The organism is Staphylococcus sp. GDY8P45P, assembly GCF_017892745.1.
In the GTDB taxonomy this organism is placed as follows: Bacteria; Bacillota; Bacilli; order Staphylococcales; family Staphylococcaceae; genus Staphylococcus; species Staphylococcus cohnii.
Genome location: NZ_JAESLS010000017.1, coordinates 20530 through 38699, shown reverse-complemented (window position 1 = coordinate 38699; position 18170 = coordinate 20530). Strand labels below are relative to the sequence as shown.

At 27.0% G+C, this 18170-nt stretch carries 21 protein-coding genes; 16 read left to right on the top strand and 5 right to left on the bottom strand.

The genetic code is table 11. The features are described 5' to 3' along the window. Window positions 1–1149 (top strand): TcaA NTF2-like domain-containing protein (locus KA873_RS12650; RefSeq protein WP_245337711.1); only part of this gene is annotated, 1149 nt, incomplete at its 5' end. A gap of 41 nt (window positions 1150–1190) precedes the next feature. Here the strand turns inward: KA873_RS12650 and KA873_RS12645 are convergent. Further along, on the bottom strand, window positions 1191–1607 hold the full coding sequence (locus KA873_RS12645; protein ID WP_030061428.1) for a YolD-like family protein: 417 nt from the start codon (window positions 1605–1607) through the stop codon (window positions 1191–1193). 293 nt (window positions 1608–1900) lie between these two features. Between KA873_RS12645 and KA873_RS12640 the strand changes: the two genes are divergently transcribed. The 6 genes from KA873_RS12640 (at window position 1901) to KA873_RS12615 (ending at window position 8332) form a co-directional block, all read left to right on the top strand. Continuing rightward, a complete protein-coding gene (locus KA873_RS12640) occupies window positions 1901–2458 on the top strand; it encodes a recombinase family protein (protein ID WP_030061432.1) in 558 nt (185 codons plus the stop codon). Between the two features lie 15 nt (window positions 2459–2473). Beyond that, window positions 2474–3598 carry a DUF3800 domain-containing protein gene (locus KA873_RS12635; protein ID WP_030061435.1) on the top strand — a complete coding sequence of 375 codons (1125 nt, stop codon included), beginning with the start codon at window positions 2474–2476 and terminating at the stop codon, window positions 3596–3598. Window positions 3599–3873: 275 nt separating this feature from the next. After that, entirely contained in the window at window positions 3874–4653 is a 780-nt protein-coding gene (locus KA873_RS12630; protein ID WP_030061437.1) for a hypothetical protein, read from the top strand. 135 nt (window positions 4654–4788) lie between these two features. Then, the gene (locus tag KA873_RS12625; RefSeq protein WP_030061439.1) at window positions 4789–6405 is read left to right on the top strand and encodes a hypothetical protein; all 1617 of its coding nucleotides are present in this window, start codon (window positions 4789–4791) and stop codon (window positions 6403–6405) included. A 10-nt stretch (window positions 6406–6415) separates the two neighbouring features. Continuing rightward, a complete protein-coding gene (locus tag KA873_RS12620) occupies window positions 6416–6604 on the top strand; it encodes a hypothetical protein (RefSeq protein WP_030061441.1) in 189 nt (62 codons plus the stop codon). A gap of 3 nt (window positions 6605–6607) precedes the next feature. Next, window positions 6608–8332 carry an ArdC family protein gene (locus tag KA873_RS12615; protein WP_030061443.1) on the top strand — a complete coding sequence of 575 codons (1725 nt, stop codon included), beginning with the start codon at window positions 6608–6610 and terminating at the stop codon, window positions 8330–8332. A gap of 26 nt (window positions 8333–8358) precedes the next feature. Here KA873_RS12615 and KA873_RS12610 read toward each other — a convergent pair whose 3' ends face one another. Together KA873_RS12610 and KA873_RS12605 are read right to left on the bottom strand one after the other, a co-directional pair. Further along, on the bottom strand, window positions 8359–9162 hold the full coding sequence (locus KA873_RS12610) for a eukaryotic translation initiation factor 3 subunit J (protein ID WP_168997107.1): 804 nt from the start codon (window positions 9160–9162) through the stop codon (window positions 8359–8361). Between the two features lie 41 nt (window positions 9163–9203). Continuing rightward, window positions 9204–11201, bottom strand: a complete 1998-nt coding sequence (locus KA873_RS12605) for a MobA/MobL family protein (protein WP_182094133.1) — start codon at window positions 11199–11201, stop codon at window positions 9204–9206. 202 nt (window positions 11202–11403) lie between these two features. On the opposite strand from KA873_RS12605, the gene KA873_RS12600 reads away from it, so the two are divergent. The 4 genes from KA873_RS12600 to KA873_RS12585 all read left to right on the top strand — a co-directional run bounded on the left by KA873_RS12600 (window position 11404) and on the right by KA873_RS12585 (window position 13648). Next, window positions 11404–11676, top strand: coding sequence for a hypothetical protein (locus KA873_RS12600; RefSeq protein WP_030061451.1), 273 nt, complete (start codon window positions 11404–11406; stop codon window positions 11674–11676). 103 nt (window positions 11677–11779) lie between these two features. After that, window positions 11780–12013, top strand: coding sequence for a hypothetical protein (locus tag KA873_RS12595; RefSeq protein ID WP_000602212.1), 234 nt, complete (start codon window positions 11780–11782; stop codon window positions 12011–12013). Between the two features lie 262 nt (window positions 12014–12275). After that, complete coding sequence (locus tag KA873_RS12590) at window positions 12276–13316, top strand: ParM/StbA family protein (protein WP_000073390.1); 1041 nt, start codon at window positions 12276–12278, stop codon at window positions 13314–13316. 2 nt (window positions 13317–13318) lie between these two features. Then, window positions 13319–13648, top strand: coding sequence for a plasmid segregation protein ParR (locus KA873_RS12585; protein ID WP_030061459.1), 330 nt, complete (start codon window positions 13319–13321; stop codon window positions 13646–13648). Between the two features lie 3 nt (window positions 13649–13651). Here KA873_RS12585 and KA873_RS12580 read toward each other — a convergent pair whose 3' ends face one another. Further along, complete coding sequence (locus tag KA873_RS12580) at window positions 13652–13912, bottom strand: helix-turn-helix domain-containing protein (RefSeq protein ID WP_001008214.1); 261 nt, start codon at window positions 13910–13912, stop codon at window positions 13652–13654. Window positions 13913–14294: 382 nt separating this feature from the next. Between KA873_RS12580 and KA873_RS12575 the strand changes: the two genes are divergently transcribed. Next, window positions 14295–15245, top strand: coding sequence for a replication initiator protein A (locus KA873_RS12575; protein WP_210140535.1), 951 nt, complete (start codon window positions 14295–14297; stop codon window positions 15243–15245). Window positions 15246–15348: 103 nt separating this feature from the next. On the opposite strand, the gene KA873_RS12570 is transcribed toward KA873_RS12575, so the two are convergent. Further along, window positions 15349–15537: a hypothetical protein gene (locus tag KA873_RS12570; protein ID WP_030061465.1), complete on the bottom strand. Its 189-nt coding sequence runs from the start codon at window positions 15535–15537 to the stop codon at window positions 15349–15351. Window positions 15538–15714: 177 nt separating this feature from the next. Between KA873_RS12570 and trsA the strand changes: the two genes are divergently transcribed. The 4 genes from trsA to trsD are packed head-to-tail and all read left to right on the top strand — an operon-like array spanning window position 15715 to window position 18159. Next, the gene (gene trsA, locus KA873_RS12565) at window positions 15715–16689 is read left to right on the top strand and encodes a conjugative transfer protein TrsA (RefSeq protein ID WP_030061467.1); all 975 of its coding nucleotides are present in this window, start codon (window positions 15715–15717) and stop codon (window positions 16687–16689) included. Between the two features lie 16 nt (window positions 16690–16705). Next, window positions 16706–17023, top strand: coding sequence for a CagC family type IV secretion system protein (locus tag KA873_RS12560; protein ID WP_030061469.1), 318 nt, complete (start codon window positions 16706–16708; stop codon window positions 17021–17023). A gap of 58 nt (window positions 17024–17081) precedes the next feature. Then, on the top strand, window positions 17082–17489 hold the full coding sequence (locus tag KA873_RS12555; protein WP_030061471.1) for a hypothetical protein: 408 nt from the start codon (window positions 17082–17084) through the stop codon (window positions 17487–17489). Then, window positions 17476–18159 carry a TrsD/TraD family conjugative transfer protein gene (trsD, locus tag KA873_RS12550; RefSeq protein WP_030061473.1) on the top strand — a complete coding sequence of 228 codons (684 nt, stop codon included), beginning with the start codon at window positions 17476–17478 and terminating at the stop codon, window positions 18157–18159. Before KA873_RS12555 ends, trsD begins: the two co-directional genes overlap by 14 nt. Window positions 18160–18170 lie beyond the last annotated feature (11 nt).

Below are 18170 nucleotides of genomic sequence, written 5' to 3'. Positions count from 1 at the left end.
TATTTTCTTGGGTCATGTAAAAGTCCTCCTGGGTATGTTTTTGTCGTTAAAATCTTTGTACCGTATAAGGACTGTTATATGGCCTTTTTAATTTTTCTCATTTTTACGGACTTTATCGAAAATCAAGAACAATACAATGAACAAATGCAAAAAATTAAAAGTAATATTGATAAAAATAAAGACCATAATACCGAGTATGGCTCTATAACAGATCAATACGGAAATAACCTAATAACTATTAAGAAAAACGGGAAGAATTTCTTTTTTATAGATAAATTAGAATTCAAACCTAAACTTACCAGCGTTTATGTGAAAGAATTTAATAACACTGGATTTTACAAATATAAGCAGGGAAACGCTGATAAAGAGGTAATAGCAGAAAGCAATCAAACAACAGAATTAGGTAAGTTCTTTATTGGTAAATATAGTATTGAAACAGATAAAACAATTGAAGATTCAATTCATAACGGGACTTTGACAGGAAAAATAGATATAGATTTAGGCAATAGAGGAAACAATAATAAGATATATGCAGATGAAGATTTTAACCAAAGCTGGTTTAAGGTTAAGCTAAACCATGATAATTTATTAGAAAAAAATAGTTACAAAATTATAATTGATGATAAAGATGTTGATTATAATTCCAAAAAGACATATGGAAAGTATTACAATCCAACAGAATTAAGTGTATATGCGATTGGAAAATTAGAGGGTAAAGAGTTTAAAACTAACAGAATAAATATAAGACGTAATTATGATAATACATCTCAAAATTTAAAATTGAGCTTTAAGAAATCTCAAATAACAGAGTATGAGAATAAAAGTAAAAAGGTTAAAGAAAAATCTAAAAGCTATATTAAAGAATATACGAAAGAGTTAAACAAAGCATATAAAAAGAAAGATTATAAATATATATCTGACTACGTTAAAAATAACTCTCAATTAGAAAAACAACTTAAAAAACAGGTTAAGTCTAAATCAAAAGTTAAATTTAAAGATGTTAAGATAAATAGCGTTAAACGTGATAAAAATAAAGTATATATTGAGTTAAGTAAAACCAACAATAATAATGTAGTTCAGACGAAATATACCTTAGATTATGATAATGTATCAAATGAATTTCTAGTAGAAGATTCGCAGGATAATTAAAATAATTTAAACACCAATGAAATTAAATTCATTGGTGTTTTTTACTGTACGCTAACAATACTACTTAAAGATATTCTTAGTTTATTGTTTGAATTAGAATTAGTGATAATCATAAATCCATTTAATTCATCTATTTTGTTAATGTAACATTGAATCGAATATATATATCCGTCTTGCCAGTAATCTAAATCAGTTAATATGTTTTTACTAATCTTGCTACTTACTTTTTCATTAATTTCTTGTAGTTGGTCATCAGACAATAGAGGCATATTTATTTTATTTTGATCTTCTATGTGTTGTTCCAATATTTCATATTGCTGGGGTATCGTCTTAAATGCGTTCCACTTAATTATTCCTCTACCTTTTGGAATACGTGGATTTAAGTATTCCCTCGGTATGTTTCTATAATCAGTTTCATATTTGTACGGTTCGGGCATATTAGGATTTATTATTTTCATATCAGTAAACACCTCAACTAATTATAGAACATATGTTCGCAAAAATAAAGAGTGAAATAATAGTATTATAAACGATTGTATTTAGTACACTATGTATTACTATTCTTAATAGCGCTATAATGGGTTGACTACTGTATTAAAATCTTGTATTATATTCTATGTAAGATAATTAATAAATAACATGGCAAATAATACAAACAGATTAGCTCTCATTTGCGTTGAGAATTAATTTTATAGGTAATCATACATTAAAAACACTATACAATGCTATTTTAGAAAGGATAATTACAATTATGGCCAATATTGGTTATGCTCGTGTATCTACCAGAGATCAAAGTTTAGATTTACAAATAGACGCTTTAAGTAATTTTGGTTGTGAGAAAATATTTAGCGAAAAAGTTAGTGGGCGTAAAGTAAATAGAACTGAACTAGATAAATGTTTAGATTATTTACGTGAAGGCGACACTTTAGTTATTTACAAGCTAGATAGATTAGGCAGGACAACTAAGCAACTAATAGATTTAGCCCAATGGCTAGAGAATAATAATATTGAATTACAAATTATTGATATGAATATCAATACTAAAGACCCAATGGGAAAGATGTTTTTTACAATGATGAGTGCTTTTGCTGAATTAGAGGCTAACTTATTAAGCGAAAGAACTAAAAAAGGTTTAGAATCAGCTAGAGCAAGAGGTAACATGGGGGGCAGAAAAGCAATGCCACAAGAAAAAAAAGATTACATTAAACATTTATACGATACCAAAGATTATACAGGGCAAGAAATTGCTGAAAAGGTAAATGTTAGCAGAGATACTGTCTATAGAATATTAAGAGAATACAAAAGTTAAAGGAGGAAAAATATTGTGGATAGTAAATTGAGAGATTTAATTAAAGAATACTATGAATATAAAAATATGGATAGACGTGAATTTTATTATTATGATGAAACAAATAATTCAAGAATGTTTAGGTTGAAAAACGATTCCTTTAATGTTAATCCCTTTCAAAAATTTTCATTAGGTGGTTTAGTTAGTGAAAAAGAAATAATAAATGATAACCATAATGAATTATGGAACAAATTAAAAATAAATAGTAACATTCCAGAACTAAAATCCAAATATATTTTTAAGAAATCTGATGATTTTTTGGAGTCTATTGATACTAAAAACATAGAATTGATATTGGAATATATTAAAATTAAAGGATATAATTTACATTTTAATTATTTAAATTTGTTATGGCTTACTATTGTTGATATAGTAGATAATTCTTATGATAATAGCAAAAATAATTCTATTAAACGTATATATAACCCTCAATTATTAAAGCAAGAACTATATTTGAAAGTAAAAAACGATATACCATGGTTGGAAAAATTATTTAAAAAATATAATTTCCCTAATTTAGTAGAACAGAAAGAGCTTAATGACTTCTATACAGAGTTTGCACAATACCTATCAAAACAAAGTAATCAGAATGAATATACAAAGGTGTTAATTGATTTATTTACTAATACTGTGATTAAAGATAATCTTTTTAGTGGAGAAGAATCTCATATCTATATTAAAGATTTCTCTGCTTTATATACAATTAATTCTAAAATACTAATACATAGTAAACATAGTTTTGATGAAGAAATGCACATTAAAGAAAAAATTAAATCCTTCTCTAATTCAAATATACATTGGTATAAATCTCACGAACATAGGACAATACAATTGTGTGATTGTGTGATTGCAATAATTAATCGTTTCATTAATTTTATAGAAAATAATAGTTATACAAATTTAAAAGAGCAACTTGTTTATGCTTTTGATGTTGCTGAATCTCCTAGATTAAGAAGAAATCTTACTTTGCTTGGTTTTTTATTAAATAAATCTTACTTACATGAACCATTGAATAGAAGATTAACAACAATAGATGAGACAGCTATTAAGTATGAGGAGTTTGTTAGCAAGCTTTCAAGCCTATCTAAATTATCATTTTAAAACATTGCACAACATGACAGGTATTGTTATAATATAAGTAAGAAAAGAATCGGCGTTGTGGCGCAGATATAAAAATTAATACTGCACGAACTAGAATCGGCGTTGTGGCGCAGATATAAAAATTAATACTACACGAACTAGAATCGGCGTTGTGGCGCAGATATAAAAATTAATACTGCACGGAAAGAAACAACTATAGAGATCAAACAAATTATATTGTTTTAAGGAGGCGTATATTACGCCTCTTTTTTATTAAATTTATGGAGTGAATAACAATGGAAGTTGTTCGTTTAAATCAAAACCTATTTAATAAATTACGAGGAAACGAAATATCAAGCAATAAAAATGGTTCAAGACCATATTATTATTCTTTCAAACGAAATAATAATAGAGTTTGTATACCTTTTAGAACAAATGCACAAAAAATACCTAATAAATATAAAGTTGATTTAGGAGGCGAACAGCCCGATAAACCCAATTCAGCTATTGATTTAACAAAGTCTATAGTAATTAGTAATAATGAATACCTTAATAACAGATCAAAAGCCAAAATACCACAAAATGTTAATAATTTTTTAAAGCAACAAGCACCAGATATTGAACAAAAATACGATATTATGTCTAAAGATTACATAAAAGCAAAAGCTAGTTTAAGTAAGATACCATTAGTTAAATATTCAACTATGCAATACTTCCACAAAGAATTGAATATTCAAGATAGTATTGATAATCAACAAACTAAAAATGCTATTAATGAATTAATATCTAATGGAAGATCAAATAGATATAATAAATTACAATCTTCTCTGCCTAATGAAAAGTTAGATTTGCTAGATGATTATGAAACTCTGTATGAGTTTAAAAGCCTAACAGACTACCCAGCTAAAATTAATTTTAATGATATTGATAATCCTTACTTAGAAGTTGAGAAAAATAACAAACATTTTACTTTGTCTGCGCTAACTATCAAAAAAGAACCAGAAAAGCATGTAAAAGACTTTTTGAATTATGATATAGAGAACGAAAAGAATAAAGATATTGATTTAGATTTATAAGGCCTGTAAAAAGGCCTTTTTTTCTTTTTATTTATTATGACACGACATGAAATGACACGTCATAAATGGTATAATTACTATATGGAGGTTATATTTACATTAGGTTTTTATTAAACAAAAAGGAGTGATTTAATAATGAGGTTTACACCCCGAGGAATTTTGAACAACACCGATTATGAACTAAATTCTGAATTTTATTATGTACCAGCAAGTGATAAACAAATGAACGAACAAAGAGATATGACTAATAAAAACATAGTAGGTAATTTAGTCTATAGAAATAATTTCTATAACGAAGTGTATACTCAACCAGTTTATGATTTAGAAGATTCTAACGAAAAATATCAAACACCACATATTATGAGTATAGATGATTATGAATTTGATTATAACTTAACTAATTTAGATGAATATTTTACTAAAGATACAGCAAATAAAGGTTATGAAAAGCTAGTAAATGCCATTAAGTCAGAAGAAATTACCTATTTTGACAGTGATATTAATGATATTGATGATTTCACACAACAAGATGAATATTCAGATGATTGGTATACTAACGCTTTTGTTGATTTAGTATTAAGTATGAAAGGATATTCATATCATGTAGAACCAAATAGAGAACCTGTTATTGAGGATTCACATACCATAACAGAAAATGATATTACTTATAATGTAAGCTATAACCCCGAAAAACATCATTTATATATTAATGACTTCCCAGCAATTCCAATAGAAGAAAACGATAATATAAGGTTATTAAATGATAACTTAACTCAAGACATGGATAAAACTTACGATAATATAAACTATAAGTTTTCATACAATGATTTTAAAACTCTCGAAGATGATTCTTATATTTATATTGATTTAACAGATTATAAAGATAATGAAGGTAAATTTGTTAAAAATCTAATCGAAGATATACCACCTAATGAAATTATTAAAGATAGATTAAAACAAAATATTAATTTATTTGACGAACGATCAAATTATAATGCTTTAGCTGTTTATAGAAGGGATTTAGAAGATTTTTCAGATAGAAATAATTTAGATAGCTTAGATAAAGTTAAAGATTTAAAAACATTCTATGATACTGAAATCAATATTAAAGGATTAAACATTAACAACGATATTGAGAAAAAGGCTTTAAATAATCAGTTAGCCTTTAATCTCTATAATGAGCCCTTAAATAACATGTTTAGAGATAACAATGTTTTATATGAAGTTTATGAACAAGAAATTTATAATGATAAACTTCCCCTTTCTATAGAGGATAGAAAAGAAGTGAAAACTTATTTAGATGACGCTAGAAACAATTTTTCAAATAATTTCTATGAATATACAACGAACAAATCATCTATTTTAGCTGAAAATAGTTTAACTGTTTTAGATAAAGCTAAATATGATTTAGAATTTGCCCCTGTATCTAACCATTTATACAAAGAAAGAGAAAATTTTTATGAAGGAATGAAACAAGCTACCCTGCCCTTACACAATATTACTAAAGAACAATATAAAGAAAGAGAAAATGATATTGAAATAGTCGGTCATTTTAAAAACTATATCAATACTGAATTACATGGAACAAAGAGTTCTGAATTCAAACCTAATTTCATAAATGATTCTTTAGAAAATGAAACTAACTCAATATCTTTTGAAGATATTATAAATGGATCAGAAGAAACACATAGTAATATTATTAATTCTATTAAAAATGAATTAAAGCAAGAAAGAGATAATTTAGAAATGTAGGAGGTGCAATATGTTAAAAACATATACTGAAATCATTGGAAGTGAATTGCCAATTTATATAACAAAATCAGAAACAAGTGAATTATTATTTTCAGAAGAATTAAATAAGAATTTAAAATATGAAGTTGTTGGATATTATCTATATAATGCTAAAAAAGAATTATACAAAGAACTTTATAAACCTATTAGCGAGGTGTAATATATGGCTTATTCAAAAGAAAATTATAAAAAGAAAAAAATAGATTCAATAGTAGAAGATTTGAATAATAAGCTAGATGACTTCAAAAACAATGACCAAACCTATAAGGAATTTTTAGATACTACAGCGAAATTTCACAACTACTCAATTAATAATATTATGTTGATTGCTGGTCAAAATCCCGAGGCTACAGCTGTAGCTGGCTATAAAGCGTGGAAGAATAAATTTGATAGACAAGTACAAAAAGGTGCAAAAAGTATGAATATAATTGCGCCTATTGTACAAAAGCGTAATGTCGAAATAAAAGATAGCAACGGTAATTTAATGCGTGATAATAATGGTAATCCTAAAACTGAACGAAAACCAGTTATTACTGGATATAGGGCGCATAATGTATTTGATGTAGCAGACACAAAAGGCAAACCTTTAATAACAGCAAAAGACCTAATAAAAACTGAATTTGAAAACTCTAATGATTATAAAGACTTATATAATGAATTCAAAGATTACATTAATGATGAATTAACACCAAGCGTAGAAGAAAAACATGTATTAGATGACCAGGCATTATCCAGTGGCGCTAAAGGGTACTATGTTCCCAAAACAGATGAAATTGTAATTTCTGATGATTTGTCATATGATATGCGCTTTAAAACTTTAATACATGAATACGCACACTCTCAATTGCATAATGCCGATATAGGTCAAACACAAACATCTGAACATAGTAAGTCCTTAAAAGAAATAGAGGCTGAAAGTTCTGCATATGTAGTCGCTAATTATTATGGTTTAGATACTAGCGATTACTCTTTAGGATATTTAAGTGGCTGGGGGCAAAATATAAGTGATGAGGAATTAAAAGACCACATAAAAAACATACATTCATTTGCAAAAACTACAATTGAAGAAATAAATTCATTACCAGAGTTCTCACAATATATAGATAAAAAACTAGAATCAGAAATGAACAAAGACATATATAAAGACCTTTCAACAATGATAGATACAAACCTAAAAAATGGATTTGATAAAATAACTGTTATCAAAGGTAATTTAGTTAATGATTATGGACTTAATGAAATTTCTGAGAATAGTTATGAGAATGATGATTTTAAAGTGAATATTGATTACAAAGGGTTTAATACAAATAATTCACAAGATAAAGCTAAAATTGAATTGATTAATAAACATGACGATTCACAAAATAGAGATTACAACTTCACTCAAACTTATAATCGAAATGTTATTAATAATACTACAACTATATTTGTGCAAGATGATGATAATGAAGATAAAAACAAAAAATATATTCATGAACGAGATATAGACGGTAATATATTAGAAGAAAAGCATAAATTAAGCCCACAAGATGAAATAGTATCATTTGAAAACTTTGTAAATAAGTCTGTTGAAGAAAACGGCTTAAAAGATACATTACGCCAATTTGTAAGTAATGGTGTATTAATGGGCTATGAGTTAAATGTAGATAATATTGATAATACAAATGAAACTTACTTTTCAATGAATAAAAATCAACAAAATGGCCAACGATCAAATATGACTGCTAAATTAGAACATGATACTAATGAAAATGTTTATATAGATTTTAAAATTAAAAATTCAGCTGGTATTAAAAATATATCCTTTACTGAAAGCAATGAAGATTTTAATAAAGATGAACAGAACAAAGAAATTGAAACTAAACAAGAAGAAGAAATTGACATATAAAAAGAAGGCAATTAAGCCTTCTTTTTTTATAATATATTTTTGCACATAACATTTAATTGATTTATTAGTATATTGTGAAGAAAATAATATTTATCAACCATATAAAAAAAGTCTCTTTCAGTTTCTTCTGCATTTTCTAACATAATTTTAATAGTTTGTTTAATACCATACAGCACATTTAATTCCTCGGTACTTAATACATATATTAAGTGAGATAATTCCTGTAAATTATTATTAAAGTCTTTCAAACGTAATATACTATTTTTATCAACATGCCAGCACATTTCCCCCTCATTTTTCGTATTATCAAGAAAGGATTTTACTTTCTTGATTTTGTCAGAGGGTAAGTCAATTGAAATATCGGAATCATATACTTCTAAAAACTTCTTATATATTTCTTCTTCTTTATCTTCATAGCTTAAATAATTATGCTTTAACAAATATCGAAATTTTTCTAACTCTGACAATGTTAAATTAATAGTATTCATTTTATCATATAAAACAAAATTCTTTAGAAATTTTATTCGCTTTAACTTATCATCTAAATATATATTTTCAGCTATTTCATGGTTAAACATAATTAAGTTATCCATTTCAAATAACAATCGTGTTTTGATCTTTTTCTCTTCTCTTTGTCTATTTTCTTCTTTATCTTTTTCGGCAGTTTGTTTTCTTTCTTCTAAATCTTTATTAATTGCTTTTAACGTGAATAGCCCTGCTATAAAAGCACCAACTAACGCACCACCAAATGTAGCAAATAAGCCTAATATACTCACTATTGTATCAATAGGGATCATTTTAATAACATAGTATAATAATTTAAAATCCAAATTCTTATCTCCCAACTTCACAATGTTATATTATTTACAAACTATAAGTGCATACCTCTTTTGTTTTTCAACTCATGACGCTGTTTACTATGATTTTTACCTTTGTACTGATTATTTATGTACTTAGGCATACGTTCTCTAAATATCTCATTAAAATTGAATATCATTGAATCTAGTCCAGCATTTACTAAACCATAGGCTTGTTGTTTTCTATTGTAATTATTATAAGTTTCTTTATCTACAAGAATATCATTACCTTCATAAAACTCTTCAATGTTATCTTTACTTGTTTCGTCCCCTACTTCATTTGATTCTTGATATAAATGTTTTAAATCATTGTTATCACTGTAATCAAAGTCATATTCATTCAATAATTTCTTTTGAATAGCCCCAAACACAAATTTATCATGTTGATTTTTATTAGGTTTAAATTCTTTTTCTTGTAATAACTTAACCTGTTCAGTTATATACTTTCTATCTTCATCACTGTATTTAGGAATAAAGTTACCTGTTTCTAACATTTCAAGCGTGTTTTCTGTGCCATGATAAGTTTTAAAATCAATTAGCTGTTGTTTTTCTTTAATATCAGTAACTTCATTAAAAGCCTTATAATCTTCATCATCTGTAAATAACTCTTTTATTTGTACATCATAATAATCTTCTAATGTATTTTCTGCATTTCTTAGAACCTCTAATTTGCTAGTATAATAATCAATTTTCAAACTATCTTCTATACCTTCATGTTTATTCTCTAACACATCATCAAAGGACAAATTATTTTTATCAAGAATATTTGAAAGTTTATCAGCAAAGAAATTTGATTCTTTCTCAATAGATTCTATACTTATATCTCTATTGCCTATAACTGTATTAAGGCTTATTTGAGCCTCTTTTATACGTTTTTCTTTAACTATATCCTCTAATTCATGATTAGCTGGTAACACATCTCTATCATTTAATATAGTGCGTGTAATAAAGATCTTTTCATCATCACTATAGTTTAATGCTTGTTCGAGATAATTTTTATCAAAGAAAATTCCAGCTTGTTTTTCAAAGACTTCATTTATAGATTCCAGCTTTTTTTGTCTATCTTCTATATTCTCAATCTTATTCAATCTATCTTCATCATCAGTTATTAATGCTGTTTTTTGCTTTAAGTCATAAAGTCTTTCGTTTTCTTCATACATATTTATAGGTGTTACATAAATTTTTAAATCTTTGGCCATATCTTTTAATGTAGTCGAATCTGATTTATCCATATAACTAAAAGCATTTAACTTGTGAGATTTCATATCATCTACTTCATCAAACATTTTATTAATTTTTTGTTGGTTTCTTTTTTTAATACTTTCGTTATGTTTGGATATTGAAGATTTTTTACCTGTTTCATCTTCAAACTTTCTAGCTTTCCAACCTTCTTTTTTTGTGGGTTCTAAATCTATATTTTGCTTTTTATAAGAATCAGCAGAAACTCTAACAGAAAAACCATTCATTTCTAGGTGTTTATTTTGCACTGTTTCCCACCTTTTTCGCCACTCATTATGTTTATCTTTTGTGTTCCAATCTCTTATATAATCATTGCCCTTTCGTTTAGGTTCAAATTCATTATTTTTATCTAAACCACGTAATGTACATAATAAGTGTGCATGAGGATTTTCATCATTAATTTTATGAATATTTAAGTCTACTATCATACCTTCATTTGATAAAGATTCAGCAAATTCTTTTGCTAATTCAATATTACTATTTGGATCAAATTCATTCGGCAAACCAATTATAATTTCACGTGCAACTTGACTATTTTTTCTGTTCTCTACATCATTAACTTTATTCCACAAATATTCTCTATCTTTAAACTTATCATCAGCATTATTAGGCAATAAAATTTCACTATAATCACATTGCTTATTTGAGTAATCTTTAAATTCGTTTTCTTTAAAATCCTTAATCCTACTAGCGCTATTATATGCAGCTTTTGCTGTTGCACTTTGTCCATTTGCTTTTGATACAAACTTATTTTGAAAATGGTACATAGCCATATTAAAAACTCCTTAAAAACCAAATATTGAGCGAAGGCGAAATAAATTAAAAATTAATTTTTAATTTCACGAATTTAGCACGCGAACGGAACGTTCGCATAAGTGCGCCCTTACGGGATTTAACTAGATTATAACGGTAAAACTTGAATCTGTCAAATGAAAAGGTTATAATTAAATTAACAAAAATATGGAGGTTTTAATTATGGCTGATATTCAAAAAATGTTAGAACAAAAAGAAAAACTTCAAGAAAAAATTAAAGAAGAAAAGAAAAGAGAATACGAAAAATTTGGAAGATGGTTCTTCAATAAATTTAATGTAAATAGATCAGCAGACGCAAAGAAAATTATAAATGAAAATTTACTTAATATTGAAGATAATAAAGAACACAATTTAGAAAGAAATGAAATTATAGAAGAATCTGAAAATACCAATGAAGAAAGCAAAGAAATAAATGAAATGAATCATAATAATTAATAGAAATTATCAAATATTAATATGATGATAAACTTATAAAACAATTGATTTATTAATAGCAAAATCCACAGTATTTAATATTTTAAGAATAGGAGGTTTTATTATGATTTTATTATCAACAGCTGGCGAAAATGCTGTTCATATTAACCCTATTTTTAGATTTTTTCTATATTTCATTATGTGTGTTCCTATGACAGTGGCTTTATGTACAATATTCCTTAAATTTATCTCAATTTTCATTCTTCCATGGAAAGTATGTTTGTATATTGGTATTGCTTTAGGTATTGTTGTTACTATTTTTCTTTTGGTTCTAACAATTGGTATAGAAATGACATAAATTTTCTACGAAAATATCAAACATGACATGACATGTAATGCAAAATGTGTTAAAATTAATTATAAGAAGTAGCAATCAAGTAAATAAATGCTGGTTGTTATTTTTTTACCCACACAGTATATACTGGTATATACTAAGATATACTATAATATATACTGATATGTACTAGTATATACAAATATAGAAAAGTATATAAATAACTTGTGGTATTTGATCAATTGTACTAATTTAAAAAGAGTAAATAATATGTGGAGGTTTTATTATGAGTAACGTATATGTAATGGCTTTAGATTTTGGTAATGGATTTGTAAAAGGGAAGATTAATGATGAAAAATTTGTAATCCCTTCAAGAATCGGAAGAAAAACTAATGAAAACAATCAATTAAAAGGATTTGTTGATAATAAATTAGATGTATCAGAATTTATTATCAATGGGAATAATGATGAAGTATTACTATTTGGTAATGATTTAGATAAAACTACGAATACTGGTAAAGATACTGCCTCAACAAATGATAGATATGATATTAAATCTTTCAAAGATTTGGTTGAATGTTCTATAGGATTATTAGCAAGAGAAGTGCCAGAAGAAGTTGTCAACGTTGTAATTGCTACTGGTATGCCAAGTAATGAAATAGGAACTGATAAACAAGCTAAGTTTGAAAAACTTTTAAATAAAAGTCGTTTAATTGAAATTGATGGTATCGCTAAAACAATTAATGTTAAAGGCGTTAAGATAGTAGCTCAACCTATGGGAACTTTGCTTGATCTTAATATGGAAAACGGAAAAGTATTCAAAGCATTTACAGAAGGTAAGTACAGTGTTCTTGATTTTGGTAGTGGTACTACAATTATTGATACTTATCAAAATATGAAACGTGTAGAGGAAGAAAGTTTTGTTATAAACAAAGGTACTATTGATTTTTATAAACGAATTGCTAGTCACGTATCTAAAAAATCAGAAGGTGCCTCAATCACACCACGTATGATTGAAAAAGGATTAGAATACAAGCAATGTAAACTTAATCAAAAAACAGTTATTGACTTTAAAGATGAATTTTATAACGAACAGGATAGTTTGATAGAAGAAGTTATGAGTAACTTTGAAATCACTGTAGGTAATATAAATTCAATTGACAGAATTATTGTTACTGGTGGTGGTGCAAACATTCATTTTGATTCATTAAGTCATTATTATTCAGATGTATTCGAGAAAGCAGATGATAGCCAGTTTAGTAATGTTCGTGGATATGAAAAATTGGGGGAATTGTTAAAAAACAAAGTAGAGCAAGAAAGTAAATAATTATGGATAAGAAAGAAACTAAACATCTTCTGAAAATAAAAAAAGAAGATTACCCTCAAATCTTCGATTTTTTAGAAAATGTTCCTAGAGGTACCAAAACAGCACACATAAGAGAGGCATTGAGGCGCTATATTGAAGAAATAGGGGAAAACCCTCCAATACCTTCAAAAGAACACACAGCGCCCTTAAAAGAGCATACAGAGCCTATTAAACGTAATAAAGAAAGTTTTAAAGACGCAATGGAACGTAAGGATCAATTAAAACAAGCTGAAACGCCTAAAATAGAAGAAAAAGAAGAAGAAATGGTAGATATTAGTATTGATGACCTTTAATATCTACATTCCTTCATCCAATTCCATTTTTTCTTCTGCATTTTTAACTACCTTATGAAAGTCTACACCATAGTATTCAGACATTACTAAAAATGTATGTAATGCTATTCTAGGTTTTTTACCATTCTCGATACGTGAAAGATGACCAGCAGTCACACTCAAATCAAATGCAACTTCTTCTTGTCGCTTGCCTATGAGTTGACGCTGGTTTTTAAATTCTAAACAAATGTATCTATATAGTTTTTGTATACGGTATTCATTCATGATTTATCGGCCTCATAATTTTAGATGTATTAATTATATTAGAGATTTGTTATCAAATACATTTCATTACAAGCATATAATTGACCTGTGAGGCAACAAAAAAGTTTTTATTTTTTTTAAAATAGTGTTACTATTGAACATAGAAAAAGACACCTAACGCTTGGCGGTTGTTAGATGTCTAAAGAGTTTAAATAATATGTGTTATTTACTTTTACTATTTGTTTGTATCTTTATTATATATACAAGCTCGATACATTACAAGATAAAAGCAACAAGTCTTTAAGTTATATATAACGGATAATATTATATAACCTTATTCATCACTTGTAAATAACGATATTACTTAAACTCCTTCAAATAAACATTTAAAGGAGTTTTTATCATGTCTAAACAATTTTTTACGGTAGAAGAAAATTATAAAGAACGCTTTTACCAATTACCTAAAGTATTTTTTACTAATCCTAATTATAAAGATTTATCGAATGACGCTAAAATTGCTTACGCAATATTGAGAGATCGCCTACAATTATCTATTAAAAATAACTGGATAGATACAGAAGGTAATATATATTTCATTTATACAGTTGCTGATTTAGAAGTGATATTAAATTGTGGGAACAAAAAAATCACTAAAATTAAAAAAGAATTAGAAAATGTAGATTTACTAATTCAAAAAAGGCAGGGTTTAAACAAACCAAATCTACTTTATTTATTAAAACCAGCCATAACTAAAAATGATATTTATGAAATAGATAAGGCTGAAAATGAAGTTGAGCCCTTACAAGATAAGGAAATGTCAAAAGGACACGTCCAGAAATGTCAAAAGGACACGTCTAGAAATGTCGAAACAACACGCCTAGAAATGTCAAAAGGACACACAAATGATACTGATTTTATTGATACTGACTTTATTGATACTGAAAGTAATGATATGAATAATATGAATGATATAAACCAACATTCAAATCATTTTTCAAATACTCATGATAAAGAATCTCTTAAATATATAGAACTTCAAGAATTCCCCGAATTAAGTAAAAGTTATATTAATAATTTTAGTTATGAAGAAGTTAAAAGTATTAAATCAGTTATTTTAAAAGCTAGAAAATCATTTAATAACAAATACGATACAGGTTATATGTTAGAAGATATAGATGAAGAATTACTATTAGTTTTAAAACGATTTAAAGGCTACCTTGTTAAAAAACAAGAAAAGGTATCTAATATGGAAGGCTATTTAATGCGAAGTATCATTGCTGAACTTGAAGAAATGCATACAACGATTATGAGAAGAAAAAATATGGAAAACAATCCAATGTTTTTATTTAAATAGTTTTAAAGTTAAATTTTCAAAAAAAAGAGATTATACACCCGAAAAGGTGTATAATCTTTACTGTTTGTGAGTTATTTAAGTGAGGTGTTGCCTAATACATAAATTATTTATTACTTTTAATTTGCTCTAATCCTTTTTTTAAGATTTCTCTACCAGCTTGTGAAACGTTATCGAAATCTTTTGCTTGTGCGTATTTGATAATCTCGTCTTTCATATCGGGATCAACTAACAAATGTAGTGATACTTTTTTCTTTTTTGATAAAAAGACTGAATTTTCTTCATTATTATTCATAGTAATATAACCTCCTTTTTTGTCCTTTCGTGTAATTCTAGTTAATTACACAATACCACATTTACACATGACATGTCATGACAAAAAAGTTTAAAAAGTTGTATAAATTACATGACATGACATGACATGTAAGGTTATGTTATAATTGATTTATCAAATAGAAAAGGTGGGTTGTAATTGGATAACGTAACATTTCGTAAACGTATTGAAGAATATCGAAAGCGATCTATTGAGCAAAAAAAATATGAGAGCAAACTAAATTATCAATCAAGATTTGGTGTGAAAGATGATGAAGTTAATACTTTTAATATCAAAGGCATTGCTACAGATAGAAAAGAAAATAAGTTAGTAATGGCCGAAGATAGAGAGGATAAACAAAAAGTTCTTTTATACGCCAATAAAGATAATGATATGTATTATTTGAATTCTGGTAGCACTTATAAAGAGGCTGTTCAAAACACTTTTGGTAATGAAACCAATTACGAAATGGTAGATGATGAATTATTTATTTATAATTCAAAAAATCAAGCACTTACAAACTATGACCAACTTAATGAGTATCACAATCGACAAAAGCAATTACAATATAACACCCAATTAGAACAGGAACGAAAGCAGAGATTGACCGATACAAATAAAGTTAGTGAAAATGCTAAAGAAGATTTAGCGTTAAGTTTGGGACTTACAGCAACAGCATTGAAAGGTAATATCAACATTTCTAGTGTTGAAAAAGTCACTGATAATGAAAGCATGGTTACTTTAGAAAATGAAATTAATGGTAAGTCAGAACATTTAATTTCAGATTTTAAAGATAGTTTCATTGAAAAGGCTAAAGAAAAGCTAACTGTTTCTCCTTCAATGAGGTTAGGATTTGAAGAATTAAAAAACGCCTCGGGACAAATAGCAATGGGATTTACAGAATTCTTTGGCGCTAGATATGACGAAAGCACTTTAGAAAATGACCCTAAAGTTGTAGCAACAGAAAAAGGGTATTCTGTTTCTGTTTTTGATAAAGACGGAAATAAAAAAGATTTAACATCAGCAGACACTTTTGAGGAGGCAGTAAAATTATCTAAAGAAATGAAACAAGATAATTCGCTTTCTCGTAGTGAAATAGAATTAAACCAAGAGTTAGAAAAGAAAAAAATATAAGGAAGGTTGATTAATTATGATTAAAAAAATTAGTTTAATAACTGTTTACGTAGCATTTTTAAGTTTTATTTTAGCAAATCCAACATTTGCGGCGGCTAACCCTGGTCCGAAAATTGAACAAGGATTACAACAAATTCAAACTTTCTTAACTGGTATTATTGTTATTGTTGGTATCTGTGCAGGTGTATGGATAGTTATTAAAAAATTACCGACTATCGACGATCCAATGACAAAAAATGAAATGTTTAGAGGTGTCGGAATGGCATTAGCTGGTGTAGCTCTTGGTGCAGCACTTGTTTGGTTGGTTCCATGGGTATACAACCTATTTCAATAAACACAACAAAAGCTACATTCTAGTAATGTAGCTTTTTCTTTTAAAAGGAGTGGATTATATGTCCGTTGAGCAACAAGTTAAAGATATAATGCTTGATATGTTAGGCGAAGAAAAGAAAGTTAAAGAAAATATAATACCTCGTAATGTAGACGCTAGCTATAAAATATTTTTAAATTTAAATGGTAAAGAGTTAGCAATCGTATTTATACCTTTTTTACTGTTTTTAGTAATTGCATTTAGTGTAACGTTTTTAATGGGATTACTTAACTTAGTAACTGGTTTTATGGTGTTTATAGTAGGTTTGATTTTTGGCTTAACAATATATGGATTGCTAACAATTAGACCAATTAGCACAAAAGAAAATATAAGAATGATTGATATTTTGAAACAATCACAGCAATTTACTAAAAGGCAAAAAGTTTACTTTTATAAAAGTAAAGAAAGATTGGGTGATGATGATGTTTAAAAAAAAGAATAAACAAAATAAAAATAACGAACAACAATTTGAAATTATAAATAGATATATAAAAGGGGACGGACGGAATCAAAGTATTCAAGATGATTCATTAATAGCTGGTTTTTATAAAGATTATGTTGTTACTAAAGACGGTTATATTAGTGGAGGTTTAAATATAACTGGTGTAAATACAGAGTTATTAACTAAATTTGAACAAAATGATTTATTAGAAGAATATTCATCTTTTATTTCAAATATTCTTTATGATGAACCAATGATTAAAACTATTACTGAACCAGTAAACATACAAAACTATATAAAGAATCTTTATAGACAAGTATTACTTGATATGAAAAATAACGATAACAAACCAACAAGACGAGGCCAATTAATAGCTGGTCGCATATTGTTTTTACAAGAAAAGTTAGCAAAAGGCGAAATGAGTACAAAAAAACATTATATTTTCTTCTCAGAAAAAATAACAGAAAATACGGTAGCACAATTAGATCATGCAGTGAACAGACTACATGAAAAGATAAATCTTAATAAAGAGGCATTACAACAAGCATTTTCACATTACGGTTTAGAAACTAGACCTATATACCAAACCGAATACTTAAACCAGTTTTATGCGTTATATGATTATAAAGGATATAACGATTATCATCTTAGTAATTAGAACGAAAGGAG